The organism is Mycobacterium sp. NGS24, assembly GCF_059813065.1.
In genome coordinates this window covers 120,749-145,908 of the sequence record NZ_JCALDW010000010.1, presented here as the reverse complement: position 1 = coordinate 145,908, position 25,160 = coordinate 120,749, and the positions used below count along the sequence as shown (strand labels likewise).

Annotated in this window: 23 protein-coding genes; 17 read left to right on the top strand and 6 right to left on the bottom strand. The window is 67.0% G+C overall.

Annotated elements, in window-relative coordinates:
* The first annotated feature begins 4 nt into the window (after positions 1-4).
* Entirely contained in the window at positions 5-1,087 is a 1,083-nt protein-coding gene (locus AC5Y6Y_RS15340; RefSeq protein ID WP_473139928.1) for a PDR/VanB family oxidoreductase, read from the top strand.
* Here the strand turns inward: AC5Y6Y_RS15340 and AC5Y6Y_RS15335 are convergent.
* Together AC5Y6Y_RS15335 and nhaA are read right to left on the bottom strand one after the other, a co-directional pair.
* Positions 1,084-2,814: an alpha/beta fold hydrolase gene (locus AC5Y6Y_RS15335; RefSeq protein ID WP_473139927.1), complete on the bottom strand. Its 1,731-nt coding sequence runs from the start codon at positions 2,812-2,814 to the stop codon at positions 1,084-1,086. The genes AC5Y6Y_RS15340 and AC5Y6Y_RS15335 overlap by 4 nt on opposite strands.
* Positions 2,815-2,867: 53 nt before the next feature.
* Positions 2,868-4,208 carry a Na+/H+ antiporter NhaA gene (gene nhaA / locus AC5Y6Y_RS15330; RefSeq protein ID WP_473139926.1) on the bottom strand — a complete coding sequence of 447 codons (1,341 nt, stop codon included), beginning with the start codon at positions 4,206-4,208 and terminating at the stop codon, positions 2,868-2,870.
* 180 nt (positions 4,209-4,388) lie between these two features.
* On the opposite strand from nhaA, the gene dapB reads away from it, so the two are divergent.
* The 6 genes from dapB to AC5Y6Y_RS15300 all read left to right on the top strand — a co-directional run bounded on the left by dapB (position 4,389) and on the right by AC5Y6Y_RS15300 (position 12,308).
* Positions 4,389-5,126, top strand: a complete 738-nt coding sequence (gene dapB, locus AC5Y6Y_RS15325; RefSeq protein ID WP_463826945.1) for a 4-hydroxy-tetrahydrodipicolinate reductase — start codon at positions 4,389-4,391, stop codon at positions 5,124-5,126.
* A complete protein-coding gene (locus tag AC5Y6Y_RS15320) occupies positions 5,123-5,587 on the top strand; it encodes a tetratricopeptide repeat protein (RefSeq protein WP_473139925.1) in 465 nt (154 codons plus the stop codon). The genes dapB and AC5Y6Y_RS15320 overlap by 4 nt, the downstream gene beginning before the upstream one ends.
* On the top strand, positions 5,584-6,039 hold the full coding sequence (locus tag AC5Y6Y_RS15315) for a flavodoxin family protein (protein ID WP_473139924.1): 456 nt from the start codon (positions 5,584-5,586) through the stop codon (positions 6,037-6,039). The genes AC5Y6Y_RS15320 and AC5Y6Y_RS15315 overlap by 4 nt, the downstream gene beginning before the upstream one ends.
* A gap of 134 nt (positions 6,040-6,173) precedes the next feature.
* The gene (locus AC5Y6Y_RS15310; RefSeq protein ID WP_473139996.1) at positions 6,174-7,715 is read left to right on the top strand and encodes a class I adenylate-forming enzyme family protein; all 1,542 of its coding nucleotides are present in this window, start codon (positions 6,174-6,176) and stop codon (positions 7,713-7,715) included.
* A gap of 190 nt (positions 7,716-7,905) precedes the next feature.
* Positions 7,906-9,036 carry a PPE family protein gene (locus tag AC5Y6Y_RS15305; protein ID WP_473139923.1) on the top strand — a complete coding sequence of 377 codons (1,131 nt, stop codon included), beginning with the start codon at positions 7,906-7,908 and terminating at the stop codon, positions 9,034-9,036.
* Between the two features lie 20 nt (positions 9,037-9,056).
* A complete protein-coding gene (locus tag AC5Y6Y_RS15300; RefSeq protein WP_473139922.1) occupies positions 9,057-12,308 on the top strand; it encodes an acetyl-CoA carboxylase family protein in 3,252 nt (1,083 codons plus the stop codon).
* An 8-nt stretch (positions 12,309-12,316) separates the two neighbouring features.
* Here AC5Y6Y_RS15300 and AC5Y6Y_RS15295 read toward each other — a convergent pair whose 3' ends face one another.
* Positions 12,317-12,643 (bottom strand): PE-PGRS family protein, encoded by a 327-nt coding sequence (locus AC5Y6Y_RS15295; RefSeq protein WP_463827171.1) that lies wholly within the window; start codon positions 12,641-12,643, stop codon positions 12,317-12,319.
* Between the two features lie 102 nt (positions 12,644-12,745).
* Between AC5Y6Y_RS15295 and AC5Y6Y_RS15290 the strand changes: the two genes are divergently transcribed.
* Genes AC5Y6Y_RS15290 through AC5Y6Y_RS15280 form a run of 3 tightly spaced genes read left to right on the top strand, consistent with a single transcriptional unit; the run spans position 12,746 to position 15,776 of the window.
* Positions 12,746-13,513, top strand: a complete 768-nt coding sequence (locus tag AC5Y6Y_RS15290) for an SDR family oxidoreductase (RefSeq protein WP_473139921.1) — start codon at positions 12,746-12,748, stop codon at positions 13,511-13,513.
* Positions 13,510-14,691: an acyl-CoA dehydrogenase family protein gene (locus AC5Y6Y_RS15285; RefSeq protein WP_473139920.1), complete on the top strand. Its 1,182-nt coding sequence runs from the start codon at positions 13,510-13,512 to the stop codon at positions 14,689-14,691. The genes AC5Y6Y_RS15290 and AC5Y6Y_RS15285 overlap by 4 nt, the downstream gene beginning before the upstream one ends.
* A complete protein-coding gene (locus AC5Y6Y_RS15280; protein ID WP_473139919.1) occupies positions 14,688-15,776 on the top strand; it encodes an acyl-CoA dehydrogenase family protein in 1,089 nt (362 codons plus the stop codon). The genes AC5Y6Y_RS15285 and AC5Y6Y_RS15280 overlap by 4 nt, the downstream gene beginning before the upstream one ends.
* Before the next feature lie 3 nt (positions 15,777-15,779).
* Here the strand turns inward: AC5Y6Y_RS15280 and AC5Y6Y_RS15275 are convergent, their stop codons facing one another.
* The gene (locus AC5Y6Y_RS15275; RefSeq protein WP_473139918.1) at positions 15,780-16,517 is read right to left on the bottom strand and encodes a dienelactone hydrolase family protein; all 738 of its coding nucleotides are present in this window, start codon (positions 16,515-16,517) and stop codon (positions 15,780-15,782) included.
* A 316-nt stretch (positions 16,518-16,833) separates the two neighbouring features.
* Here AC5Y6Y_RS15275 and AC5Y6Y_RS15270 point away from each other — a divergent pair, with 316 nt between their 5' ends.
* From AC5Y6Y_RS15270 to AC5Y6Y_RS15255, 4 genes are all read left to right on the top strand, one after another.
* On the top strand, positions 16,834-17,634 hold the full coding sequence (locus AC5Y6Y_RS15270; protein ID WP_463826936.1) for a thymidylate synthase: 801 nt from the start codon (positions 16,834-16,836) through the stop codon (positions 17,632-17,634).
* The gene (locus AC5Y6Y_RS15265; RefSeq protein ID WP_463826935.1) at positions 17,631-18,110 is read left to right on the top strand and encodes a dihydrofolate reductase; all 480 of its coding nucleotides are present in this window, start codon (positions 17,631-17,633) and stop codon (positions 18,108-18,110) included. Before AC5Y6Y_RS15270 ends, AC5Y6Y_RS15265 begins: the two co-directional genes overlap by 4 nt.
* 66 nt (positions 18,111-18,176) lie before the next feature.
* Positions 18,177-18,923, top strand: coding sequence for an ATP synthase subunit B family protein (locus tag AC5Y6Y_RS15260; protein WP_473140078.1), 747 nt, complete (start codon positions 18,177-18,179; stop codon positions 18,921-18,923).
* Between the two features lie 61 nt (positions 18,924-18,984).
* Positions 18,985-20,196: a winged helix-turn-helix domain-containing protein gene (locus AC5Y6Y_RS15255; RefSeq protein WP_473140089.1), complete on the top strand. Its 1,212-nt coding sequence runs from the start codon at positions 18,985-18,987 to the stop codon at positions 20,194-20,196.
* Positions 20,197-20,380: 184 nt separating this feature from the next.
* Here the strand turns inward: AC5Y6Y_RS15255 and AC5Y6Y_RS15250 are convergent, their stop codons facing one another.
* Positions 20,381-20,557, bottom strand: a complete 177-nt coding sequence (locus AC5Y6Y_RS15250; RefSeq protein ID WP_473140077.1) for a hypothetical protein — start codon at positions 20,555-20,557, stop codon at positions 20,381-20,383.
* Between the two features lie 71 nt (positions 20,558-20,628).
* Between AC5Y6Y_RS15250 and thyX the strand changes: the two genes are divergently transcribed.
* From thyX to AC5Y6Y_RS15235, 3 genes are all read left to right on the top strand, one after another.
* Positions 20,629-21,381: an FAD-dependent thymidylate synthase gene (gene thyX / locus AC5Y6Y_RS15245; RefSeq protein WP_473140076.1), complete on the top strand. Its 753-nt coding sequence runs from the start codon at positions 20,629-20,631 to the stop codon at positions 21,379-21,381.
* 274 nt (positions 21,382-21,655) lie between these two features.
* On the top strand, positions 21,656-22,558 hold the full coding sequence (gene dapA / locus AC5Y6Y_RS15240; RefSeq protein ID WP_473140075.1) for a 4-hydroxy-tetrahydrodipicolinate synthase: 903 nt from the start codon (positions 21,656-21,658) through the stop codon (positions 22,556-22,558).
* A gap of 7 nt (positions 22,559-22,565) precedes the next feature.
* The gene (locus tag AC5Y6Y_RS15235) at positions 22,566-24,242 is read left to right on the top strand and encodes a ribonuclease J (protein ID WP_473140074.1); all 1,677 of its coding nucleotides are present in this window, start codon (positions 22,566-22,568) and stop codon (positions 24,240-24,242) included.
* 43 nt (positions 24,243-24,285) lie between these two features.
* Here the strand turns inward: AC5Y6Y_RS15235 and AC5Y6Y_RS15230 are convergent, their stop codons facing one another.
* Positions 24,286-25,158, bottom strand: a complete 873-nt coding sequence (locus AC5Y6Y_RS15230; protein ID WP_473140073.1) for an SAM-dependent methyltransferase — start codon at positions 25,156-25,158, stop codon at positions 24,286-24,288.
* Positions 25,159-25,160 lie beyond the last annotated feature (2 nt).

Here is a 25,160-nt window from a genome sequence, read left to right as displayed (position 1 = left end):
GACTATGACAATGCCGGGGAGTATTTGGACGAGCAGACCCGCCGACCTGTACGGTCGCCGGGACCGGGACCGCTTCCTGACGGTGTTGTGGGGACTGCGCACCGTGATGGGCGGGTTGTCGGCGACCTCGCGGTGGACGCCGTCGCGGGTGTTGCCGGTGCGCCGGACGCACCGTGCGACGGTGACTGGACGCGAACTCGTGGCGCCGGACGTGGTGGCCCTGACGCTGGCTGACCCGGACGGGGGACTGTTGCCGTCCTGGACGCCGGGTGGACATGTCGACGTTCAGCTGCCCTCGGGGCGGCGTCGGCAATATTCGCTGTGCGGTCCGCCCGGGCGGCGTACGGACTACCGCATCGCGGTGCGCCGCATCGAGGACGGTGGCGGCGGTTCGATCGAGATGCACGACGCCTTCGATGTCGGTGACACGCTGGTGTTCGAAGGACCTCGCAACGCGTTCTATCTCGGTGCGTCCGAGCGCGATGTGCTGTTCGTGATCGGCGGCATCGGCGTCACGCCTATCCTGCCGATGATGCGGGTCGCGCAGCAACGCGGAATCGATTGGCGCGCAATCTATACCGGCCGTAGTCGGGAATACATGCCGTTGCTGGACGAGGTGGTGGCGGTGGCGCCGGAACGCGTGACGGTGTGGGCCGACGACGAGCGCGGCGGTTTCGCGCCGGTCGACGATCTGCTGGCCGGTGCCGGTCGGAGAACCGCGGTGTACGTCTGCGGACCGGCCGCCATGCTCGAGGCGGTCCGGGTGGCCCGCAACGAATATGCCGATGCACCACTGCATTACGAGCGGTTCAGTCCGCCGCCGATCGTCGACGGTGCTCCGTTCGAGCTCGAACTCGCCCGATCCGGGGACGTACTGAACATTCCGGCGAACCGTTCGGCGCTCGATGTCCTGCTCGACCACGATCCCACCACTGCCTATTCCTGTCAGCAGGGCTTCTGCGGCACCTGCAAAGTCAAAGTGCTTGCCGGAAAGGTAGATCGGCGCGGCCGCACCGCGGAAGGTGACGGCGAGATGCTCGTATGCGTGTCGCGGTCGCGGGGAGACCGGGTCGTCGTCGACGTCTAGAAGACCGACGTCTGCTCGAGGGTGTCGGCGAACTGCGTCAGATCGGCGGCGAACAGTGCGGGCTGTTCGAACGCTGCGAAGTGACCACCCCGGTCTTGGACCGCATAGTGCACCAGGTTGTAACGGGCAGCCGCCCAGGCCCGCGGTGTCTGCAGCAGTTCGCCGGGGTAGACGGCGTATCCGGTGGGCACGTCGACCCGGCCGGTCCACTCGTCCAGCGCGCCGGTGCCGGCCCGTCGCGATTCGCAGTAGAGGCGCGCCGCCGACGTCGCAGTGCCGGTCAGCCAGTACATCATCAGGTTGTCGATCAGCCGGTCGGTGCTGATCGGCATGCCGGCTGTGATGTCACACCACGCGTGGAACTTCTCGAGTATCCAACCCGCCAGGCCCACCGGTGAATCGTCCAACCCGAACCCCAGCGAATGTGGCCGCGTGGACTGCAATTCCAGGTAGGCGGTGCCATCCGTGGTGCGCTCCATACTGGCCGCAATCGCGGCGAGTTCGGATTCGGAGATGTCGGCCAACAGTTTCGGATCGTTCTGATCCGGCGGTGCGAACAACATGTTGGTGTGGATCGCTGCGACATGCGGCGGGTAGTGCTCACCGAGATAGCGGGTGACCAGCGCGCCCCAGTCCCCACCCTGGGCGACATAGCGTTCGTACCCGAGTTGGGCCATCACCTCGGCAACGGCGGCGGCGACGCGGGCGACGTCGACTCCCCGTTGCCGCGTCGGCCCGGAGAACCCGTACCCGGGCATCGACACGACAACGACGTGAAAACGCCGCCGCAGCAACGGTAGAGCGTCCAGAAACTCGACGATCGATCCCGGCCAGCCGTGCGTCACCACCAGCGGGATCGCATGCGGGTGTTCGGACTTCGCGTGCAGGAAGTGCACGCGCTGACCGGCCGCCTCGGTGATGAACGATCCCACCGCGTTGATCTCGGCTTCGGTGCGCCGCCAGTCGTAACGGTGCAGCCAATGCTCGATCACGTCCCTGAGGAATACCTGGTCGGTGCCGTAATCCCAATGAGCATCGGCGATTTCGGCCGGCCAGCGGGTGCGGGCCAGCCGGTGGCGCAGGTCGTCCAATTCGGAGTCGGGCACGTCGATGACATACGGCTGTATCGGGTTGCTTGTTCGGGGCGTAATCAGGGACGCGATCGCTGACGGGCTGGCGCTGGGCACAGACGTTTCGGCGCTGGTTTCGGGCGGTGCCGAGCGGTACAAGCGGTAGCCGACGTGTGGGACGGTCACGCCGGGCAGCAGCATCATCCCGTAGGTGCGGCCGTCGAGCTGGAAACCCTTCTTCTCGTAGAAGTCGCGGGCCAACCGGTTCTGGTCAGCACACCACAGAATCACGTCGTTGTCCGGGAAGGTCTGCGTCAGCTTGTCCAACACAAGTCCACCGACACCGTGCCGTTGGTGCTGTTCGGCGACATAGAGCGCGTCGAGCTGAATGTGCTCGGGACTGCTCAGGTCCGGGCCGAACAGCGCCATGCCGATCAGTTGGCCCCGCAGCTCCACGACCCACATCCGCCAGCCGCCACGCCGCAGAGTCACCGGATAGGTGATGTCCACCCAGATCTTGGGCGTGCTGAGCATGTCCAGTACGTGCGTCGCCACGATCCCGCGCCAGGACTGCCGCCACACCGGGTATTGCATGGCAGCGACCCTGGCGAATTCTTTCGGCCTTGCTTCGCGGATCCGGATGTCGCTGGATCTCACGCGCGCACCTCCGCCGTCGGATTTGGACATCGATTCCTCAGCTTAGAGATGCGCTACGGGTGCCCGATCCCGTCGCCTCGGCCCCGGGTGTAGACATCGGGTATCCCGTCGTGGTCGGCGTCCAGCTCTTCCTCCGCGCACAGTGTCCGATAGTGGCGGTTGCGCAACCTCAGCACTACCCCCGCGACGGTAGCTGCGATCAACGACCCGCTCAGGACACCGATCTTGACGAGTTCGTCGCGCTTGGAGCCGGCGCCGTAGGCGAGTTCTCCCATCAGTAACGACACCGTGAATCCGATCCCGGCCAGCAGCGCGAGGCCGAATACGTCGACCCACCGCAGCCCGGCATCGAGGGTGGCCCGGGTAGCTGCTGCTACCAGGCGAGCGGTGCCGAAGACGCCGAAGGTCTTGCCGATCACCAGCCCGGCGACGATGCCGATGGTGAGCGGGTCGGCGAGCGCGTCGAGAAATCCGTCGACCCCGCCGACCGTCACACCCGCGGCGAAGAACGCGAAGACAGGCACCGCGAAACCCGCAGACAACGGACGCAAGCGGTGCTCGAAATGTTCGGCCAGCCCCGGCCCGGCTTCGGGCCCGCCGGCATCGGTGCTGCGAACCACCGGGACGGTCAGACCCAGGAGGACGCCGGCGACGGTGGCGTGTACGCCGGATTCGTGGACGAGCGCCCAGGTCGCCAGCGCGAGTGGGATAAGCACCCACCAGGCACGCACCCGCCGCTGCACGCAGACGGCGAACAGCGCCAACGGCACCGCAGCGGTGACCAGGGCCCAGAAGCGGATCTGGTCGGTGTAGAAGACCGCGATCACGGTGATCGCCAACAAATCGTCCACGACGGCCAAGGTCAGCAGGAAGCTGCGCAGAGCCGACGGCAGGTGCGTTCCGATAACCGCCAGCACCGCGACAGCGAAAGCGATGTCGGTGGCTATCGGGATGGCCCACCCCCTCGTCACACCTGCGCCGACGTGGGCGGTGACGGCGACGAAAACCACAGCGGGCAAAACCATTCCGCCCACCGCCGCCACGATGGGCAACGCGGCACGCGCAGGGTCGCGCAGGTCTCCGGCAACGAATTCGCGCTTGAGCTCCAACCCCACGACAAAGAAGAAGATCGCGAGCAGTCCCTGGGACGCCCAGGTTCCGAGCGTCGCATTCAGATCAAGGCCGAGAACATCGGCGCCCAGTCGGTGATTCTTGAGCGAATCGTAGGCCGACGCCCAGGGGCTGTTGGCCAAGACCAACGCAATGGCGGACGCGACCAGCAGCAGCGCGCCACCCACCGTTTCCTTGCGGAGGATCGCTGAGATCCGCGATGCCTCGGACCAGGACCCGCGGGTGAGCAACAAGGTGGCACGCTTGAATGCACTTTCGGACACGGTGACCTCGATCCTTCGGCTGCGGCACGCGAACACGTTCACACCGCCGACCAGACTTCCCGGCACACCGCTTAGTGCTTTGCGGCAAATACTACGACAGGAAGCCCCGCCGCAAGGATGCGCCTACGGAGCCCTACCGACCGGTCAGAGCCCCGACAGGCGAACAGTAGGCTGCAGACCATGCGGGTAGGCGTACTGGGAGCTCGAGGCAAAGTCGGCGCGACGATGGTGCGGGCGGTCGAGGCGGCACCGGATCTGACCCTCTCGGCAGCGGTCGATGCGGAGGACGCGCTGAGCCTGTTGACCGACGGCAACACCGAGGTCGTCATTGACTTCACCCATCCCGACGTCGTGATGGGGAACCTGGAGTTCCTGATCGACAACGGAATTCACGCTGTCGTGGGTACCACCGGCTTCACTGCGGAGCGCATCGACCAGGTCGAGTCCTGGCTGGCCGCCAAGCCCGGGACCGCTGTGCTGATCGCGCCCAACTTTGCCATCGGGGCCGTGCTGTCCATGCACTTCGCCCAGCAGGCCGCACCGTTCTTCGATTCGGTCGAGGTCATCGAACTTCATCACCCGCACAAAGCCGACGCCCCGTCGGGCACGGCGACCCGCACCGCCAAGCTGATTGCCGCGGCCCGAAAAGATATGCCGCCCAACCCCGATGCCACCAGCACCAGCCTGCCCGGAGCGCGTGGCGCAGACGTCGACGGCGTGCCGGTTCATGCGGTGCGGCTGGCCGGGCTGGTCGCCCACCAGGAGGTGCTGTTCGGCACCGAGGGAGAGACGCTGACCATCCGCCACGACAGCCTCGATCGCACCTCCTTCGTGCCGGGTGTGCTGTTGGCGGTACGACGCATTCAGGAGACCCCCGGCCTGACCATAGGCATAGAGTCGCTGCTCAACCTGCAATGACGGACTCCGCCCGCACGGTACGAATTCAGCTGCTCATCACCTTCCTGTGCGTGGCGATGCTGGCGTACTTCGTCATGCTCGGCCGCGTCGCCGTGGTGATGATCCAGTCGGGTCGGCCGGCCGCCGTGGGTCTGGGACTCGCGGTGCTGGTACTGCCGTTCCTCGGGTTGTGGGCGATGGTCGCGACGCTCCGGGCCGGGTTTGCGCACCAGAAGCTGGCCCGCCAAATAGCCTACGAGGGAATGGAACTCGACGTCAGCACGTTGCCGCGACGAGCGTCCGGACGGATCCGGCGCGATGCCGCCGACGCACTGTTCGCCACCGTGCGCTCCGAGGTGGAAGACGACCCCGATGATTGGCGCCGCTGGTATCGCCTGGCGCGGGCGTACGACTACGCGGGCGACAGGCGTAGAGCTCGCGAGGCGATGAAGACCGCCGTGCAGCTGGAGGCGCGAGGATGAGCAAGAAGCTGTTGATCGTCCATCACACTCCGTCCCCGCACTGCCAGGAAATGCTCGAAGCAGTCGTCGCCGGCGCGACCGACCCCGAGATCGAGGGCGTCGAGGTCATCCGGCGCCCGGCGTTGACGGCGTCCCCGGTCGAGATGCTCGAAGCCGACGGCTACCTGTTGGGCACCCCGGCCAACCTCGGTTACATCTCGGGGGCTCTCAAGCACGCCTTCGACCAGAGCTATTACCAGCTCCTCGACTCCACCCGTGGCCGCCCTTTCGGGGTCTACCTGCACGGCAACGAAGGCACGGAGGGCGCCGAACGCGCCATCGAAGGCATCGCCGCCGGCCTGGGCTGGATGAAAGCCGCCGACCATGTGCTGGTATCGGGCAAGCCGACCAAGGCCGACCTCGAAGCGTGCTGGAACCTTGGGGCCACGGTCGCAGCAACACTCATGGAATAGCCTGCGCTGCAACAGAATCAAGCACAGCGTAGCTGTGAGGCTGAGAGTCGGCGTCGACACCGGAGGATGCCTCGGGCATGATGGCGGAATCCGCGATCGTCGACATTCAGGACCACCGAGAGCGAGGTCCGGGCATGCCCACCACTGCCCCCGTCATCGAAATCCCGCGCAGCCACAACCCATTCCCGCGAACGGGGGTGTCGGTGGATGCGCGCGGCGTCCCGCACTACGACGACCTCCCGGCCACCCTGTTGGACATGCTCGCCGAGCAGGTCGACGCCCACCCGGACAGCGAAGCCGTGATCGAACTCGGTTCGCAACGGTTGACCTATCGCCAGCTGTGGGACCGTGCGGCACGGGTAGCCGGCGGGCTGCGAGCGGGCGGTCTGAAACCAGGCGAGCGCGTCGCGGTGCGTTATCCCGCGGGGGTGAAGTGGGTGCTGGCGTTCTGGGGCACGGTGATGGCCGGAGGCGTTGCGGTGGCCGTCAATACGCGCTCTGCCCAGCCGGAGGTCGACTTCGTGTTGTCCGATGCCGGAGCCCATGTCGACCTTGCCGGGGACGCACCGTTGCCTGACGGCTCGCCCTATGTGACCGAACACCTCACCAGCACAGATGTCGCCGCGTTGTTCTACACCTCGGGCACCACCGGTCATCCCAAAGGGGTACCGACCACGCACGAGGCATTTATGACCAACACCGAGAATGCGGTCCGATGCCTGCAACAGCCCAGAGACATCGGTGCGGATCTGCGCACCTTGATTTCGGTGCCGCTGTTTCACGTAACAGGTTGCAACTCACAGCTTCTGGCCGCGACTCGGCTGGGTGGGGCGGCGGTGATCATGGCCGCTCTCAATCTCGAACAGCTGATGGACACCCTGACTGCCGAGCGGATATCGGTCCTGGTCACCGTCCCTGCCATCTACTCGCTGTTGTTGCGGTACAAAAGCTTTGGCGCAACGGATGTGTCCGGTGTGCGCTGGGCCGGTTACGGCGGCGCACCGATCGCGCCCGCGTTGGTGCAGGCGGTCAAGTCGGCGTTTCCAAAAGCCAGGGTGTTCAACGGATACGGCATGACCGAGAGTGCGTCGCTGATGACCGTCCTGCCCCACGAGGAGGCGATCGAGCACGCGGACTCGGTCGGTTATGCGGTTCCCTCGGTGGATCTGGGCCTGATCCCACTCGAGGACAAGCCGGGTGGTCTCGTCGGCGAGTTGGTGACGAGAGGCGCCAACATCACCGCCGGATACTGGAACCGCCCGGAGGCCACCGCCGCCACCGTCGTGGACGGCTGGCTGCACACCGGCGACGTGGTCCGAGTTGACGACGCCGGCCGCGTGCACATCGTCGACCGGCTCAAGGACATCGTCAATCGCGGTGGGGAGAACATCTCCAGCGTCGAGGTCGAGGCGGCGTTACTGGGAGCGCCCGGTGTCCTGGACGCCTGTGTGCTCGCGGTGCCCGACGAGGTCATGGGCGAGAAGGTCGGTGCCGTGCTGTGCGGAGAACAGGTGGATGTGGCCGCGGTCCTCGACCACTGCCGCAACTCGCTGGCCGACTTCAAAATACCGCAGTACGTCTGCGTCGTAACGACGCCGCTGCCCCGCAATGCAGGTGGCAAACTGCTCAAAGGTCGACTCCGCGAGCAGGTTCAGTGGGGACCGGCGTTGCGCTGACTCGCATGAAAAGACGGCGGGATGATACCCGTCACCAGGTAATTACGGCAACCGTTGTGTTCATTAGAATTTGCCATGAGTTAGGGCCGCAGTCCGGCGACGAGACTGTCGCTGACGGAAGATTGTTGCTGACGTAGATGCCTGGGGGAGTGTCGACGGCCGCGGCCTCGACCGGGATGGGACCTGCCTAGTGGATTTTGGAGCGCTGCCGCCGGAGGTCAACTCCGCCCGCATGTACTCCGGCGCGGGCGTTTCGCCCTTGCTCGCGGCCGCTGGCGCGTGGAACGGCATCGCTTCGGAGTTGAACGCGGCAGCATCCTCCTTCGATGCGGTCATCACCCGGTTGATCACCGACGAGTGGACGGGTACTGCGTCGCTGCTGATGGCGGCCGCAGTGCAGCCCCACGTGGCGTGGCTGTCCTACACCTCGGAATGCGCGGCCTTCGCCGCGACGCAGGCGATGGCCTCCGCGGCGGCCTTCGAGCAGGCATATGCCATGACGGTGCCACCCGCCGAGGTGGCCGCAAACCGCGCGCTGCTTGCCCGACTGGTAGCGACCGACACCTTCGGGCACAACGTGGCGGCCATTGCCGCCACCGAGGCTCGCTACTGCGAAATGTGGGCCCAGGACGCTTCGGCGATGTACAGCTACGCCGCTAGCTCGGCCGCGGCGGCCAAACTGAATCCCCTCACCGACCCGGCGCCCGTCGCCGATGCGGCCGGGGCCGCTAACCAGGCCGCCGCCGTTGCGCAGTCCGCCGCGGTGGGGCAGGCCGCCGCCACCGGTCCGGCGGAGCTCCGTGGCCTGATCGCCAGCGGTCCGGAGGCGGTCACCGGTCTCGCGGCCCCCGGCGCGGCAGAGGCTTCGAACTGGATGGAGCTGCTGGTCGCATTCGATCGCGCCGACCTCTGGTGGGTCGAATCGCTCAACCATCAGCGAGCGACCTACTGGGACTACGGTGTCGGCTGGCCGATGGGCGGCGACGAGGAGGAAGAGATCGAAACCATTGCCGGCGCGGCCGATTCGGGTATCCGGCCCGCGCCGTTGACGCGCTCCATGAACGCGGGCGCGCCGCCGGTGGCTCACCTGGGCAAAGCCCTGCTCGTCGGCGAATTGTCGGTGCCGGCGAACTGGCCGGTCGCCGCGCCGGTGACCACCGAGCGCCCGGCCGTGGAAGCCACCGGCTGGACGGTTGGCGACAAGGATGAAGAGCCGTCGGTAGCTCCCGGCATGGTGGCAGTCGCGCACGGATCCGGCCGCGGGTCAGTGCCGCGGTACGGCGTCAAGCCGATCGTGATGCCCACCCAGGGTGTCTTCTGAGCGGTCCGTAGGCTTGGCCCATGCGGCCACCACCGCGCGATGACCACACGACGCTGCTCATCGCCAACCGCGGCGAAATCGCCCTGCGCATCGTGCGCACCGCAATCGAATTAGGTATCCGGACGGTGGCAATTTATGCCGCCGACGACGCCGACAGTCCACACGTGCACGCCGCCGACGAAGCAATCGCTTTGCCCGGCAACGGGGTATCCGCCTACCTGGACGGGGAGTCGATCCTCGCCGCGGCAGCACGCTGTGGTGCGCGACTGATTCATCCCGGTTACGGATTCCTCAGCGAGAGCGCAGATTTCGCCCGCGCCTGCGCGTCCGCGGGGCGCACGTTCGTCGGGCCCGCCCCCGAGGTGCTGGACCTGGTCGGCAACAAGTCATCGGCACGCGCCGCCGCAACCGATGCCGGCGTGCCGGTGCTTCCGGCTACCGACGGGCCGAGCAGCATCCAGGACGTCCGCGAATTCTTCGCGGCCCAGGACGGCGACATCATGATCAAGGCGCTGGCCGGAGGCGGTGGCCGCGGCATGCGCAAGGTACACAGCGTCGATGAGATCGACGCTGCCTTTCGGCAATGCGCCGCGGAGGCGCAGCTGGGCTTCGCCGATTCGAGCTTGTTCGCCGAGGCGGTGCTGCCCACCGCACGGCACATCGAAGTGCAGATCGTTGCCGCGCCGATGGGTCACCAGACGCGTGCGCTGGCCCTGGGTGACCGGGATTGCAGCATCCAGCGGCGCTTTCAGAAGCTCATCGAAATCGCTCCTGCACAACAGCTCTCCGACCAGTTGCGGCGCAGTCTGCACGAGGCAGCGGTCCGGTTGTGCGCGCGGGCGCGGCTACGTGGTGTGGCCACCGTCGAATTCCTGCTCAGCGGTGATGAATTCGTGTTCCTCGAAGTCAACCCACGGATCCAGGTGGAGCACACCGTCACCGAGGAGGTGACCGGGGTCGATCTGGTCGCAGTGCAGTTGGCCATCGCCGGCGGCGCGTCGTTCTACGAGCTGGGTCTGCCGGCCGGAATCGGCTCGGATGGCATCGAAGTGATCGGCGAGCCTGCGGCGCGGACAGGTATCGCAATTCAAACCCGGGTCAACGCAGAGACTTTCGGGGCCGACGGTTCCGTCCTCCCGGCTACCGGAACCCTGAGCGTATTCTCGCCGCCGAGCGGACCAGGGGTGCGGGTGGATACCTACGGCCGCGCGGGCCTGGTGTTGAGCCCCAGCTATGACTCGCTGCTCGCCAAGGTCGTCACCCATGTACGGAGCTCGTCGTTTTCCGCCGCGGTCCGTAAGGCGCGCACTGCGTTGGCGGAGTTCAGCATCGAAGGCGTCGGCACGAACATCGAGTTACTACGAGAACTCATGTCCGACAGCCAGTTTCAATCCGGTACGGCATCGACGAGCCTGCTCGACGACAAGCTCCCCGAGCTGACGGCCGCCGTGAAGCCACACCAGCAGCACCAGCACACCCATGTCGAGCTCTACCCGGGTGAAGAAGTGTTGCGTGCCCAACTGGCCGGCACGGTGATCGAGGTGGTTCCCGAGGGAGCGGACGTGGCAGCAGGCGGTCAGGTGGTGGTGCTCGAAGCGATGAAGATGCAGCACGTGCTGGTGGCGCCGCAGTCGCTGCGGACGGTTCGCAGCCTGGTTGCGCCGGGTCAGGTCGTCGGCACCGGCGACCCGCTCGTGGTCTTCGCCGGCGCCGGAGCTGGTGCGGACAAGGGATCCAGCTCAGCCGCAGTCGATCTCGACCGCCCCCGGGCTGATCTCGACGAGGTGCGGCGGCGGCATGCGATGACTCTGGACGAGGCCCGCCACGCGGCAGTGGCCAAACGGCACAAGCAGGGCCGGCGGACCGCCCGCGAGAACATCGCCGACCTGGTCGATCCCGGCAGTTTCATCGAGTACGGTGCGCTGGCGATCGCCGCTCAGCGCAGCAGGCGTACCGAGGAGGACTTGATCGCCAACACTCCGGCGGACGGCCTGGTGGCAGGCCTGGCAACCATCGGCGCAGATACCTTCGGGCGCGAGGCCGCTGAGGTGGTGGTGGTGTCCTACGACTACACCGTGCTCGCCGGGACGCAAGGCATGCGCAATCACGCCAAAACCGACCGTGTATTCGACCTGGCAGTCCGGAAACTGTTGCCGGTGGGGCTGTTCGCCGAAGGCGGCGGCGGCAGGCCCGGAGACACCGACGTAGGCGGGCACGCCGGGCTGGATGTGCCGACGTTCCGGGTGCTTGCAGAGATGTCCGGGCGCGTCCCGCTGGTGTCGATCGTGTCCGGGCGTTGCTTCGCCGGCAACGCCGCGCTGGCCGGGGTGTGTGACGTCATCATCGCTACGCCGGATGCCAACATCGGCATGGGCGGGCCGGCGATGATCGAGGGCGGCGGGCTCGGGGTCTACCCCCCGGAGGCGATCGGACCTATCGAGGTGCAGCGGCGCAACGGCGTGGTCAGTCTGGTGGCCCGCGACGAGTCGCATGCCGTGTCGCTGGCCAAGCGTTATCTGTCGTACTTCCAGGGTGACGTCCGCGACTGGGAGGCGCCCGATCCTCGGCTTGCCCGGCAAGTGGTGCCGCAGAACCGACTACGTGCCTACGACGTGCACCGGGCGATCGATTCGATCGCGGACGTCGGGTCGGTGCTGGAACTGCGGCCGGAGTACGGCGTCGGCATCGTCACCGCACTGGTGCGTGTTGAGGGCGTGGCATACGGGCTGATCGCCAACAGCAGCCACCACCTCGGCGGTGCCATCGACGCCGAAGCCGCCGATAAGGCCGGCGATTTTCTGTCGAGGTGCGACGCGTTCGGATTGCCGATCGTTTCGCTGTGCGACACACCGGGATTCATGGTGGGCCCGGAAGCAGAGAAGGAAGCTGCCGTACGCCGTTTCGGCCGCATGTTCATTGTCGGCGCGCAGTTGACGGTGCCCTTCGGCATGGTCATCCTGCGCAAGGGTTACGGACTGGGTGCGATGGCCATGGCCGGCGGATCGTTCCACGCGCCGCAGTTCACGATCGCGTGGCCGACCGGGGAGATCGGCGGCATGGGGCTGGAAGGTGCTGTGCGACTTGGTTTCAGCAAGGAACTCGCCGCCGCCGCTGACGACTCAGAGCGGCAGGCACTCTTCGACAAACTCGTCGCAGCCGCGTACGAACACGGCAAGGCGTTGCGTGCGGGCACCACGTTCGAACTGGACGACGTCGTCGATCCCGCGGCGACCCGGGCCTGGATCACCAGGCTCCCGGGCCACCGAGGGTGAGGATGTGTCTAGCCGTGTCCAGAGCCGCAGCCGACACCGGGCAGACAGCCTTCGCCGCCGGGAATCCCGTTCGGACCGAAGAACTGGCCACCCTCGCCGCAGCCGACGCCCGGAATGCAGCCCTGACCGCCAGGACCGCCACCAGGTCCGCCGTTGACGCCGCCGGAGCCGCAGTTGCCGTTCGGGTCGCAACCGCCGCCGCCGGGGTCAAGCGGGATGAAGTGGGTGATGCCGGTGCTGGGAGCGCCCGGCCCCGACGCGACAACGTCGGCGGAGGCCAGTGGCGCCGCAGCGATCGCTGTAGCGACGGCCCCGGCCACCACCAGTGGTTTCAGTGAAATGAATTTCGATAACATGCGTTTCGCATACCACGCGTGCGCAAATTCAAACCTCGCAGATCGCAACCCTACTTCCAAGCGACAGAAGGCGTTCCCACCATGACTTCAACAGACCTGACCGGCCGCACCGCTATCGTCACCGGCGCCTCCCGCGGCATCGGGTTGGCGATCGCGCAACAGCTCGCCGAGGCCGGCGCGAACGTCGTCCTCACCGCGCGTAAGCAGGAAGCGGCCGAGGCGGCGGCAGCGGAGGTCGCCGGTACTGCGCTGGGCGTCGGCGCGCACGCCGTGGACGAGGACGCCGCGCGCCGGTGCGTCGATCTCACGCTCGAGCGTTTCGGCCGGGTGGACATCCTGATCAACAACGCCGGTACCAACCCGGCCTACGGACCGCTGATCGACCAGGACCACGCTCGGTTCAGCAAGATCTTCGACGTCAACCTGTGGGCGCCGTTGTTGTGGACGTCGCTCGTCGTCAAATCGGGGATGGGTGAGCACGGCGGTGCAATCGTGAACACCGCTTCGATCGGCGGCATGCATCAGTCGCCGGCCATGGGCATGTACAACGCCACCAAAGCCGCACTGATCCACGTGACCAAGCAACTGGCACTTGAACTTTCGCCGCGGGTACGGGTCAACGCGATCTGTCCGGGCGTGGTGCGCACCAAGCTCGCCGAGGCACTGTGGAAGGACCACGAAGATCCGCTGGCCAGTTCCATCGCACTGGGCAGGATCGGTGAACCAGACGACGTCGCGGCTGCGGTGGCGTTCCTGGTGTCCGATGCCGCCAGCTGGATCACCGGCGAGACCATGGTGATCGACGGTGGTCTGCTGCTAGGCGCAGCGCAGGGATTTCAGGCCAGATGATCAGCGAGGACCTGGCCCAACGGGTGCAGGAGTTACTCGACCGGCACCCTCCCGCCAGCACCGAAACGCGGGAATTCCTCGGCGCTCAATACGACGCCGGACTGGCGTGGGTGCACCTGCCGGTGGGCTTCGGCGGGCTCGGCCTGCCCCGGGCCGCACAGGAGAAGGTCGACCTGGAACTGGCCGCGGCCGGCGCACCGGTGGGCGGCACCCCGAAGAATTACATCGGCATGGGGATGGCGGCGCCGACCATCGCGGCGTTCGGTACCGACGAGCAGAAACGAAAGTTTCTGCGCCCGTTGTTCACCGGTGAGCAGATCTACTGCCAGTTGTTCAGTGAACCGGGAGCGGGATCAGACCTGGCCGCCGCGGCCACCCGCGCGGTACGCGACGGCGATGAATGGATTGTCAACGGACAGAAGGTGTGGACGTCGCAGGCCCAGCATGCGCACATGGCCATCCTGGTCGCCCGCACCGACCCCACCGTTCCCAAACACCTTGGCCTGACATACTTTCTGTGCGATGTGACGCAACCGGGGGTGGAGATCCGGCCGCTGCGGCAGATCACCGGCGAGGCGGAGTTCAATGAAGTGTTCCTCACCGACGCCCGGGTGCCCGACGCCAACCGGCTGGGTCCGGTAGGGGGCGGATGGCGGGTTGCCACAACCACACTGAACAACGAACGCGTCGCAATCGGCACGCGGGCCGGGGTGCCGCGCGAAGGCGGTCATATCGGCAAGGTCACCGGGGCCTGGCGGGACCGGCCCGGGCTACGCAACCCCGCAATGCACGACGAACTGATGCGGTTATGGGTGGCCGCGGAAGTCTTCCGGCTCAGCGGCGAACGGCTGCGCCAGCAAGCGGTCGCCGGGCAACCCGGGCCCGAAGGCGCCGGCATGAAGGTGATGTTCGCCGAACTGGCCCAAGCGATTTCGGGTTTCGAAGTCGAGTTGCACGGTGAGCACGGGCTGCGCTACGACGATTGGACGCTGCGCCGCCCGGAAGTGGTCGACCTGACCGGCCGCGGCCCCGGATATCGCTACCTGCGGGCTCGCGGCAACTCGATCGAAGGCGGAACGTCGGAAATCCTGCGCAACACCGTCTCCGAGCGGGTACTGGGTCTGCCCGGGGAACACCGCGTCGACAAGGACGTCGCCTGGAAGGACATCCCCCGATGACAGACCTGCTGTATTCCGACACCGAGGAGGCACTGCGCGAGAACGTTCGGCAGTTGTTCGCCGAGCGGTGCCCGCCGGAAACCGTCACCAAGTCCTATGATTTTCCGCCGCAAGACTTTTCACCGGTATGGCACACGCTGGCCGCGGAGCTTGGGGTGGCGGGCCTGCTGGTACCGGAATCGCTCGGTGGGGCGGGTGCCGGCGCACGCGAGGCCGCGGTGGTGATGGAGGAGATCGGCCGGGCCGTCGCTCCGGTGCCGTTCCTGTCCAGCGCGGTAGTCGCGACGGTGGCGCTGTTGACGGCCGGAGACACCGAGACGGTGTCCGCGCTGGCCTGCGGCGAGGTCACTGCTGCACTGGTGGTGCCGCTGACCACCGCGCCGTGGGATGCGGTCACGGGGTTGCCGGGCGCCGACGGGCTGAGCGGCGTGGTCAACACTGTCGCCGGCGCTGCTGAAGCCGACGTGCTTGTGGTGCCGGTCGCCGGGGTCGATGGCGTTGAGCTGCATACTGTTTCGCGGGATGCGACCGGCGTCGACGTGTCGCCGGTGCTGGCCCTCGACATGACCAGACCCCTTGCCGACGTGCGATTTTCCGGTGCCGCGTCCAGGCGGGTCGGCGCGGGGGCGGATGCGATCACCGCGGCGTTACAGCTGGGGGTGGCGTTGCTGGCCGCCGAGCAGCTCGGGCTGATGCAGTGGTGTTTCGACACCACACTGCGATATGTGAAGGAACGCAAGCAGTTCGGTCGTGCGATCGGGTCGTATCAGGCGATCAAGCACCGGTTGGCCGATCTGTGGTTCGAGGTGAGCTCGGCGACGTCGGCAGCCCGCTACGCTGCCGACACGAACGCCCGCGGTGATCAGGATTCGGCGGTCGCGGCGTCCGTCGCGCAGGCCTTCTGCAGCGGCGCGGCCGTGCATGCCGCCGAGGAGTGCGTGCAGTTGCACGGGGGCATCGGGATGACCTGGGAGTATCCCGCGCACCTGTACCTCAAGCGTGCCAAGAGCGACCAGTTGGCGTTCGGCACCGAGTACCGGCACCGGTCGCGCCTGGCCGAACTGGTCGACCTGCCGGTCAGCTGACTGCTAACTGAGCGCCGATTCGAAGGTCTCCCTCAACGCCGCCCAGTGCCGATCGGCGGCGGCGACGTCATAGGGGCCATTGTCGGGTACCGCGAACCCGTGGCCGGCCCGGTACCACTCGATGGTGTGCCGCACGCCCGCGGCCGTCAGTGCCTTGCCGAGCTGTTCGGCCTGATCGGCGGTGAACGACGGGTCCTTCTCGGCGCCGCCCACATACACCACCGCGTTCATCCGGTCGGCCAGCAGGTGCGGGCTGTATTCGTTGTCCGTCACCAGACCGCCGCCGTGGAACGATGCTGCCGCAGCCACCCGCTCCGGCAGCCGTCCGGCCAGCAGCACCGAGATGCGGCCACCCATGCAGTAGCCGCAGACGCCGAAGCGATCCCCGGTGACCTCGGGACGGCTCGCCAGATAGTCGAAGTAGGCGCCGGCATCCCGGGTGATCCGGTCCGGCGTCAAGGTGCCGATCATGAACATGATGCGGGCGCGTTCCTCGGCGTCGCCGAAGGCGCTCGTCATGTCGAACGGGGCCCAGTCACCCTCGCGGTAGTACACGTCGGGAAGCAGCACGGCGTAACCGAATCCGGCCAGCTTGGCCGCCATCTCGTCGAAGGTGTCGCGCACACCGCCAGCGTCGGGGAACATGATCACGCCGGGCCAGGGGCCCGTGCCGTCGGGCGTGAAGAAGCGCACCGGACAGGTGCCGTCGGGAGTGGTGACGCTATCAGTGATTTTCGGCATGGCTCCCGTTCTACTCCAGACGCTTCCACGTATCCAATGGCGTCGACCCGCGGCGCCCGGCTTCGCCGCGCTTGCGATCGCCGCGTCATCTATGGCGTTGACCCGCGGCGCCCGGCTTCGCCGCGCTTGCGATCGCCGCGTCATCTATGGCGTTGACCCGCGGCGCCCGGCTTCGCCGCGCTTGCGATCGCCGCGTCATCTATGGCGTCGACCCGCGGCGCCCGGCTTCGCCGCGCTTGCGATCGCCGCGTCATCTATGGCGTCGACCCGCGGCGCCCGGCTTCGCCGCGCTTGCGATCGCCGCTATCCTGACCGCGTGCCTGTTGCGACGCCCTACGAGGATCTGTTGCGCCTAGTCCTCGAGACCGGGACGGCCAAATCCGACCGCACCGGTACCGGGACCCGCAGCCTGTTCGGCCAGCAGCTGCGATACGACCTGTCGGCCGGGTTTCCGCTGCTCACCACCAAGAAGGTGCACTTCAAGTCGGTGGTGTATGAGTTGCTGTGGTTCCTACGCGGTGAGTCCAACATCGGCTGGCTGCACCAGCACGGCGTCACCATTTGGGACGAATGGGCAAGCGACACAGGAGAACTCGGCCCGATCTACGGTGTCCAGTGGCGGTCCTGGCCGACGCCGGATGGTGCGTACATCGACCAGATCAGTGCCGCGCTGGAGTTGCTGCGTACCGATCCGGACTCGCGGCGCATCATCGTCTCGGCCTGGAACGTCGGCGACATCCCGCAGATGGCGCTGCCGCCATGCCACGCGTTCTTCCAGTTCTATGTGGCCGACGGCCGGCTGAGCTGCCAGCTCTACCAGCGCAGCGCCGACCTGTTTCTCGGGGTGCCGTTCAACATCGCCAGCTACGCCCTGCTCACCCACATGATGGCCGCTCAGGCCGGACTGGCGGTCGGTGAGTTCGTCTGGACCGGTGGAGACTGCCACATCTACGACAATCACGTCGAACAGGTGGCGCTGCAGCTGCGTCGCGAACCTCGTCCCTATCCGAAACTTGTTCTGAAGCAACGGAATTCGATCTTCGATTACACCTATGACGACGTCGTCGTGGAGAACTACGACCCGCACCCCGCAATCAAAGCACCTGTAGCTGTATGACGGCCCTGGTCTGGGCGCAATCCACGTCCGGTGTGATCGGCCGCGGTGGCGACATCCCGTGGCGCCTGCCCGAGGACCTGGCCCGGTTCAAGCAGCTGACGATGGGGCACACGGTGGTGATGGGTCGGCATACCTGGGACTCGCTGCCCGCCCGGGTGCGGCCGTTGCCGGGGCGCCGCAACATCGTGCTGTCCCGCCAGGCCGGCTTCACCGCGGACGGTGCCCAAGTGATGGGATCGTTGGACCAGGCGTTGACCGCAGACGACACGTGGATAATTGGCGGCGGGCAGATCTATGCGCTGGCGTTGCCGCTGGCCACCCGGTGTGAAGTCACCGAGGTCGATATTGAACTGCCGCGCGACGACGAAGACGCGCTGGCCCCCCTGCTCGACGAGGCGTGGGTGGGTACAACGGGGGAATGGCTGGTCAGCCGCGAAGGACTGCGGTACCGGTTCCACAGCTATATACGGCCGTAACTGCCGGCCCGCCGCGTCTGACGTGGTCGCCACGGTAGGCCGGGAAGTGAAGAAGGGGGAATGCAAATGGTGACCGAACCCGTCAAGACATTCGCCCGCAGGTTCCGGGGCTACGACCCGGCCGCGGTCGATGCGCACATCGAGGCGCTGACCACCAGGCAGCAGCTGTTGCGCGACGACGTCGAGAGTCTCCGGACCCGGTTGACGGAATCCGGCGAGCAGGCGGCGGCGCTGCGCAACGAGGTCGACCTGCTCATCGAAACGTCGGATTCGCCGCACGCGGTGCAGCAGCGGATGGCGAAGATGCTGCGCCGTGCCGTCGACGAGGTGTCCCAGATGCAGGCCGAGGCGCAAGCCGAAGCCGACGCGCTCCTTGCCGAGGCTCGGGCCGAGGCTGAAGCGGAGCGGCGCAAGCACGAAGAGCTGGTGGCGGGCCTGGTCGCGCGGCAGCAGGAAATGGAAGCCGAGTACGCCGAGACCAAGCAGCGCCTCGAGGCCGAACTGGCCGCCATGCGCGCCGAGACGCGATCGGCCATCGACGACGCCTGGCAGGAAAGTCAACGCGAGCGCGACCAACTCCTGGCCGACACCAAACAGGAAGCCGATCATTACCGTGAGCAGGCCCGGCGCGCTGTGGTCGAGGCGGCCCGGCAGCGGATCAAGGTGCTGGAGCAGCTGATGGGCGTCTACCGCGACCTGGAATCGATTCCGGCTGCTCTGCAGGCGGCACACGACGCCGAGGTGGCATTCGGGGAACAGGGCAACTCGGCCGACACCAACGGCGCAGCAGGCCGGAAAGTCGCCGCGGGATAGCCGGCGGCAATACGGCCGTTGACTGCAACGAACCGGTAGTCTCGGCGCGGTGTCGGTCCGCATTCCCAGGCTGACCACCGCGCAGGCCAGGCGGATAGCCGTGGCGGCGCAGGGATTCGGCACACCGCGGCCCCAGGCTCCCATCACCCGTGCGCAGCTGCGGCGGCTGATTTCGCGGATCCAGGTGCTACAGCTGGATTCCGTGTCGGTGGCGGTGCGCGCGCATTACGCCCCGGTGTTCAGCCGGCTCGGACCTTATGACCGCGATGTGCTGGATCGCGCCGCGTGGGGGCCACGAAGCGCACGGCTGTTCGCCGAATACTGGGCGCACGAAGCTGCGCTGATGGCGGTGGACGATTGGCCGTTGATGCGCTGGCGGATGCGGCAATACCGGCACGGCCGGTGGGGGGTCCATATCGTCAAAGCCAACCCACAACTCGCCGACGACGTCCTGGCCGCTGTTGCCGAACTCGGGCCCAGCACCGCCGGTGAGATCGAAACGCATCTCGAAGCGGAACCCCGCGGCGCGCGGGGACCCTGGTGGGGGCGTAGCGACACCAAGTGGGTTGCCGAGGCGCTGTTCGCCGCCGGGGTGTTGACGACGGCCACCCGGGTCGGATTCGCACGGCACTACGACCTGGTGGAACGCGTGTTGCCGGCCGACGTGCTGGCCCGCAACGTCGACGACGACGAGGCCATCCGCGAACTCGTGCTGCGGGCGGCCACCGCGCTGGGGGTGGGTACCGAAGCCGACATCCGCGACTACTTCCGGCTGTCCGCGCAGCAGGTCAAACCGGCGGTAGCCGAGTTGGTCGCCCACGGTGAGATCGAGCCGGTGGAGGTTGACGGCTGGACGGCACCGGCATACCTACGGGCGCGTTCGGTGCCTCGCTACGACCGCGGCACCGCGTTGCTGTGCCCGTTCGACCCGCTGATCTTCTTCCGGCCGCGGGTGGAGCGGCTGTTCGGCTTTCACTACCGCATCGAGATCTACACGCCGGCGGCCAAACGGCAGTACGGCTACTACGTGTGGCCCTTGCTGTTGGACGGTCAATTGGTGGCGCGGGTGGACCTCAAGGCTGACCGCGGCGCCGATGCGCTGCGGGTGCTGGGTGCGTTTGGGGAGCCCGGGATCGATCGCCGGCGGGTAGCGGGGGCGCTGGCCGGGGAGCTGGCGTCGATGGCGAGGTGGTTGGGCTTGAGCGGGGTCTCGGTGGCCGATCGGGGTGATCTGGCGGCTGAACTGGAAACGGCCTGCGGGCAGTCGGGCTGATGAACAGGACCGACACGGTGAAACTGAGCGGTCAGCTGGAACTTTCGCAAGCCGAAGCGACGGCTACCCACATCGCGTCGACCGACGATGAGATCAGCCACCTGGGGTGGCCTATCGCTGGTGGCGCGGGACTGCCCCAGCTCTCGCCAACGGTATGTGTCTATCAACACATGCCGTTGTTTCTTCAGTCGGAGCCGTTGGCGGAGATCGAGACGGCCGGCCGTACGGCGGTACGCCGGTCGTCGAACAGGCTGTAGAAGCCGTCGACGAGAAGGTCGCGCGATTGACGAGGGAGTTGCTTGAGGCGTTCGGCGAATCGGCGTTGAGCTGACCACGCTGCCGACCAGGTCGAGCAACTCATCCCCGCGGTGGAGCAAAACCTGCCCAAACCGGCCGACGCCGGTACCGGTACCGCGGGTTAAGGTGAGCGCCGTGGCCCAGACCGCACCGCTCCGCGTGCAACTGATCGCCAAGACCGACTTCCTGGCGCCCCCGGACGTGCCCTGGACGACCGACGGCCCAGGCGGCTCGGCGCTGGTCGAGTTCGCCGGCCGGGCTTGCTATCAGAGCTGGTCCAAACCCAATCCGCGGACGGCGACCAACTCCGGCTACATCAAGCACATCATCGACGTCGGACATTTCTCGGTGCTCGAACACGCCAGTGTGTCGTTCTACATCACCGGGATCTCGCGGTCCTGCACCCATGAGCTGATCCGGCACCGGCATTTCTCCTACTCCCAGCTGTCCCAGCGCTACGTGCCCGAAACCGAGTCGCAGATCGTGGTCCCGCCCGGGATGGAGGACGACCCCGAACTGCGGGAGATCCTGCTCGCGGCAGCCGACGCCAGCCGCGCCACCTACACCGAGCTGCTGGCCAAGCTGGAAGCCAAGTTCGCCGATCAACCCAACGCCGTGCTGCGGCGCAAGCAGGCCCGCCAGGCTGCCCGTGCGGTACTGCCGAACGCCACCGAGACGCGCATCGTGGTGACTGGTAACTATCGGGCCTGGCGGCACTTCATCGCCATGCGGGCCAGCGAACACGCCGACGTGGAGATCCGCCGACTGGCCATCGCGTGCCTGCGTCAACTCGCCGACGTCGCGCCCGCGGTGTTCGCCGACTTCGAGGTGACCAGCCTGGCGGACGGCTCCGAAGTTGCGACCAGTCCTTTCGCGACCGAAGCCTGAGCCCGCGCAGCGGGGGAAGGCGCAGGTCGCCATCGGACCGGGTGACCGAAGCCTGAGTCCGCGCAGCGGGGGAAGGCGCAGGTCGCCATCGGACTGGGCGACCGAAGCCTGAGTCCGCGCAGCGGGGGAAGGCGCAGGTCGCCATCGGACCGGGTGACTGAAGCCTGAGTCCGCGCAGCGGGGGAAGGCGCAGGTCGCCATCGGACCGGGTGACCGAAGCCCGAGTCCGCGGCAATGCCAAACGGCTTGCCGTAGCCAGGTAATCTGGGGAACCGTGAGCACCGTCGGATTTGACGCCCCGGCACGTCTGGGGACCCTGCTGACCGCGATGGTGACACCGTTTGACGCCGAGGGCGCGCTGGACACCAAGGCTGCGGCCCGGGTGGCAACCCACCTGGTTGATCAGGGCTGTGACGGTCTGGTGGTCTCAGGCACCACCGGCGAGTCGCCGACCACCACTGACGACGAGAAGCGTGAGCTGCTGCGAGTGGTTCTGGACGCGGTGGGCGACCGGGCACGGATCGTGGCCGGCGCGGGCACCTATGACACCGCGCACAGCATCAAGCTGGCCAAAGCCGCGGCGGCCGAAGGTGCGCACGGACTGCTGGTGGTCACCCCGTATTACTCCAGGCCGCCGCAGAGCGGGCTCAAGGCGCATTTCACCGCCGTCGCGGACGCGACCGACCTGCCGATCGTGCTCTACGACATTCCGCCGCGCTCAATCGTGCCGATCGACCCCGATACATTGCGGGCGCTGGCGTCGCACCCGAACATCGTCGGGGTCAAGGACGCCAAGGCCGACCTGCACAGCGGGGGACAGGTCATCGCCGAGACCGGGTTGGCTTACTACTCCGGGGACGACGCCCTCAATCTGCCCTGGCTGGCCGTGGGCGCGACGGGTTTCATCAGCGTGATCTCGCATCTGGCCGCTGGTCAACTCCGAGAGTTGTTGTCCGCGTTTAACTCTGGAGATCTCGCCACCGCCCGCAAAATCAACGTCTCGGTCGCACCCCTGTGCAACGCGATGGCCCGGCTGGGTGGGGTGACGTTGTCCAAAGCGGGTCTGCGTCTGCAGGGCATCGACGCCGGTGACCCCCGGTTGCCGCAGGTCGCCGCCACCCCGGAACAACTCGACGCACTCGCCGCCGATATGCGTGCGGCATCCGTGCTCCGGTGAGCCGCGCGTGAACTCCGAACTCGCTCCACCCGGTCCGCTGACCGCGGGCGGACTGCGGGTCACCGCGCTCGGCGGGATCAGCGAAATCGGCCGCAACATGACGGTTTTCGAGCATTTGGGTCGACTGCTGATCATCGACTGCGGGGTCATGTTCCCCACCCATGATGAGCCGGGTGTCGACCTGATCCTGCCCGATCTGCGTCACATCGAAGACCGCCTGGACGACATCGAGGCGTTGGTGCTCACCCACGCCCACGAGGACCACATCGGGGCGATTCCGTTCCTACTCAAGCTGCGCCCGGACATCCCGGTCGTCGGCTCCAGGTTCACCCTGGCGCTGGTGTCTGCCAAGTGCCGCGAGCACCGCATCAAACCGGTGTTCGTCGAGGTCAAAGAGGGCCAGAGCAGCCGGCACGGCGTGTTCGAGTGCGAATACTTCGCCGTCAACCACTCCATTCCCGACGCGCTGGCCATCGCCGTGTACACCGGTGCGGGCGCCGTGCTGCACACCGGTGACATCAAGCTCGACCAGTTGCCGCTCGACGGCCGCCCGACCGACCTGCCCGGTATGTCGCGACTGGGCGACGCCGGTGTGGATCTGTTCCTGTGCGATTCCACCAACGCCGAGCACCCCGGGGTCGGGCCGTCGGAAAGCGAAATCGGCCCCACCCTGCACCGGTTGATCCGCGGTGCAGACGGCCGGGTCATCGTGGCGTGTTTCGCCTCCAACGTTGACCGGGTGCAGCAGATCATCGATGCCGCAGTGGCATTGGGCCGCCGGGTGTCGTTCGTCGGCCGGTCCATGGTGCGTAACATGGCGATCGCGCGCGATCTCGGGTTCTTGAACGTCGCGGATTCCGACCTGGTCGACATCGCGGCAGCCGAGATGCTGCCGCCCGACCAGGTGGTGTTGGTCACCACCGGCACCCAGGGCGAGCCGATGGCGGCGCTGTCGCGGATGTCGCGCGGCGAGCACCGGAGCATCACGCTGACGGCGGGCGACCTCATCGTGCTGTCGTCCTCACTGATCCCGGGCAACGAGGAGGCGGTGTTCGGCGTCATCGACGCGCTGGCCAAGATCGGCGCCCGGGTTGTCACCAATGCTCAAGCGCGCGTGCATGTTTCGGGTCACGCCTACGCCGGGGAGTTGCTGTTCCTCTACAACGGGGTACGTCCGCGCCACGTCATGCCGGTGCACGGAACCTGGCGGCACCTGCGGGCCAACGCCAAGCTGGCCGCCAGCACCGGGGTGCCCGAGGAGTCGATTCTGGTGGCCGAGAACGGCGTCAGTGTCGACCTGGTGGCCGGCAAGGCCAGGATCGCGGGCGCGGTGCCGGTCGGGAAGATGTTCGTCGACGGCTTGATCACCGGCGACGTCGGTGACATCACGCTGGGCGAGCGGCTGATCTTGGCCCAGGGTTTCGTCGCGGTGACCGTCGTCGTCAAGCGCGGCACCGCGGTACCGGTGTTGCCGCCGCACCTGCAATCGCGCGGTTTCTCCGAAGATCCGAAGGCGCTGGAACCCGTGGTGCGCAAGGTCGAAGCTGAACTGGAAGCGTTGGCCGCCAACAACGTCGTCGACCCGATCCGGATCGCCCAGGGGGTGCGCCGCACCGTCGGCAAATGGGTGGGCGAGACCTACCGCCGCCAACCGATGATCGTGCCGACGGTCATCGAAGTCTGACGCTCGGGCCCACGCTCGGCGAGCAGGGGCGGAGGTCTGTCCGCTACATTTTCTCGGCGTATGCCGACCATTCGACCTGCGAGGTGTTCAGCTTGCGCCCGGTGGGCGCGACATAGCGCTGCATGAGTTCGTCGGGTCCGAGTTGCTCCCTGAGTCGCCAGCCGTACTCGGCCAGGAACGGCGCCACTTCCTCTGGTTCAAGACCGAAGTGCCACAATGGCTTTCGCCCGCGGACCGAGCGGTACAAGGTCCGGGTGCCGTATCGGTCGGTGCCGTCGATGAAGTCGCGACGGACATAGGTGAACACCAGGCGACTGCCCGGCGCCGTCGGCCGCAGGCCCTTCAGTGTGGTGCGCACCGCGTCCTCGGTGAGGTACTGGGTGACGCCTTCCCAAACGAAGAACACCCGGTAGTCGGGCAGGTAGCCGTGCTCGGCCAGCGCGGTCAGCAGATCGTCGCGTTCGAAGTTCAACGCCACCAACCGAACTGAGAGCGGCAGCTCGCCCAGCACCCGTCGTACCGTCTTGGCTTTGCGGGCGATGTTGACCGGCAGGTCCACCTCGAAGAAGAGTTTGCGAGTCTGCCGGTTCAGTCGGTAGGCACGAGTGTCCAAGCCCGCGCCGAGCACCACCACGGCGTCGATCTGGTCGCGCACCTCGTCCAGCTTCTCGTCGATGAATCGTTTGCGGCAGGCCAGATTGGCCCACAGGCCGCGACCGGTCCGTTCTGACGTGCGGATCAGCGCGCGACGGACGGCAGGCCACCGGGTGGTGGCGACGAGCAATCGCATCGGTATCGGTAAGAAGAGTTCGGCGAGGTCGTCGTCCACCAACCTGCGGTCGGCAGGCTCGTTCTGCTCGACAGCCGTCAGCACCATGGGGCCAAAGGCAGTGCGTGCAGCGGAGTTTCGGGACATGT

Excerpts from the sequence above, each read along its gene's own strand:
- AC5Y6Y_RS15340 (WP_473139928.1), top strand. The coding sequence starts at position 5 with ATGACAATGCCGGGGAGTATTTGGACGAGCAGACCCGCCGACCTGTAC.
- dapB (WP_463826945.1), top strand. The coding sequence starts at position 4,389 with ATGCGGGTAGGCGTACTGGGAGCTCGAGGCAAAGTCGGCGCGACGATG.
- AC5Y6Y_RS15320 (WP_473139925.1), top strand. The coding sequence starts at position 5,123 with ATGACGGACTCCGCCCGCACGGTACGAATTCAGCTGCTCATCACCTTC.
- AC5Y6Y_RS15315 (WP_473139924.1), top strand. The coding sequence starts at position 5,584 with ATGAGCAAGAAGCTGTTGATCGTCCATCACACTCCGTCCCCGCACTGC.
- AC5Y6Y_RS15310 (WP_473139996.1), top strand. The coding sequence starts at position 6,174 with ATGCCCACCACTGCCCCCGTCATCGAAATCCCGCGCAGCCACAACCCA.
- AC5Y6Y_RS15300 (WP_473139922.1), top strand. The coding sequence starts at position 9,057 with ATGCGGCCACCACCGCGCGATGACCACACGACGCTGCTCATCGCCAAC.
- AC5Y6Y_RS15290 (WP_473139921.1), top strand. The coding sequence starts at position 12,746 with ATGACTTCAACAGACCTGACCGGCCGCACCGCTATCGTCACCGGCGCC.
- AC5Y6Y_RS15285 (WP_473139920.1), top strand. The coding sequence starts at position 13,510 with ATGATCAGCGAGGACCTGGCCCAACGGGTGCAGGAGTTACTCGACCGG.
- AC5Y6Y_RS15280 (WP_473139919.1), top strand. The coding sequence starts at position 14,688 with ATGACAGACCTGCTGTATTCCGACACCGAGGAGGCACTGCGCGAGAAC.
- AC5Y6Y_RS15275 (WP_473139918.1), bottom strand. The coding sequence starts at position 16,517 with ATGCCGAAAATCACTGATAGCGTCACCACTCCCGACGGCACCTGTCCG.
- AC5Y6Y_RS15265 (WP_463826935.1), top strand. The coding sequence starts at position 17,631 with ATGACGGCCCTGGTCTGGGCGCAATCCACGTCCGGTGTGATCGGCCGC.
- AC5Y6Y_RS15260 (WP_473140078.1), top strand. The coding sequence starts at position 18,177 with ATGGTGACCGAACCCGTCAAGACATTCGCCCGCAGGTTCCGGGGCTAC.
- AC5Y6Y_RS15250 (WP_473140077.1), bottom strand. The coding sequence starts at position 20,557 with ATGAGTTGCTCGACCTGGTCGGCAGCGTGGTCAGCTCAACGCCGATTC.
- AC5Y6Y_RS15230 (WP_473140073.1), bottom strand. The coding sequence starts at position 25,158 with ATGTCCCGAAACTCCGCTGCACGCACTGCCTTTGGCCCCATGGTGCTG.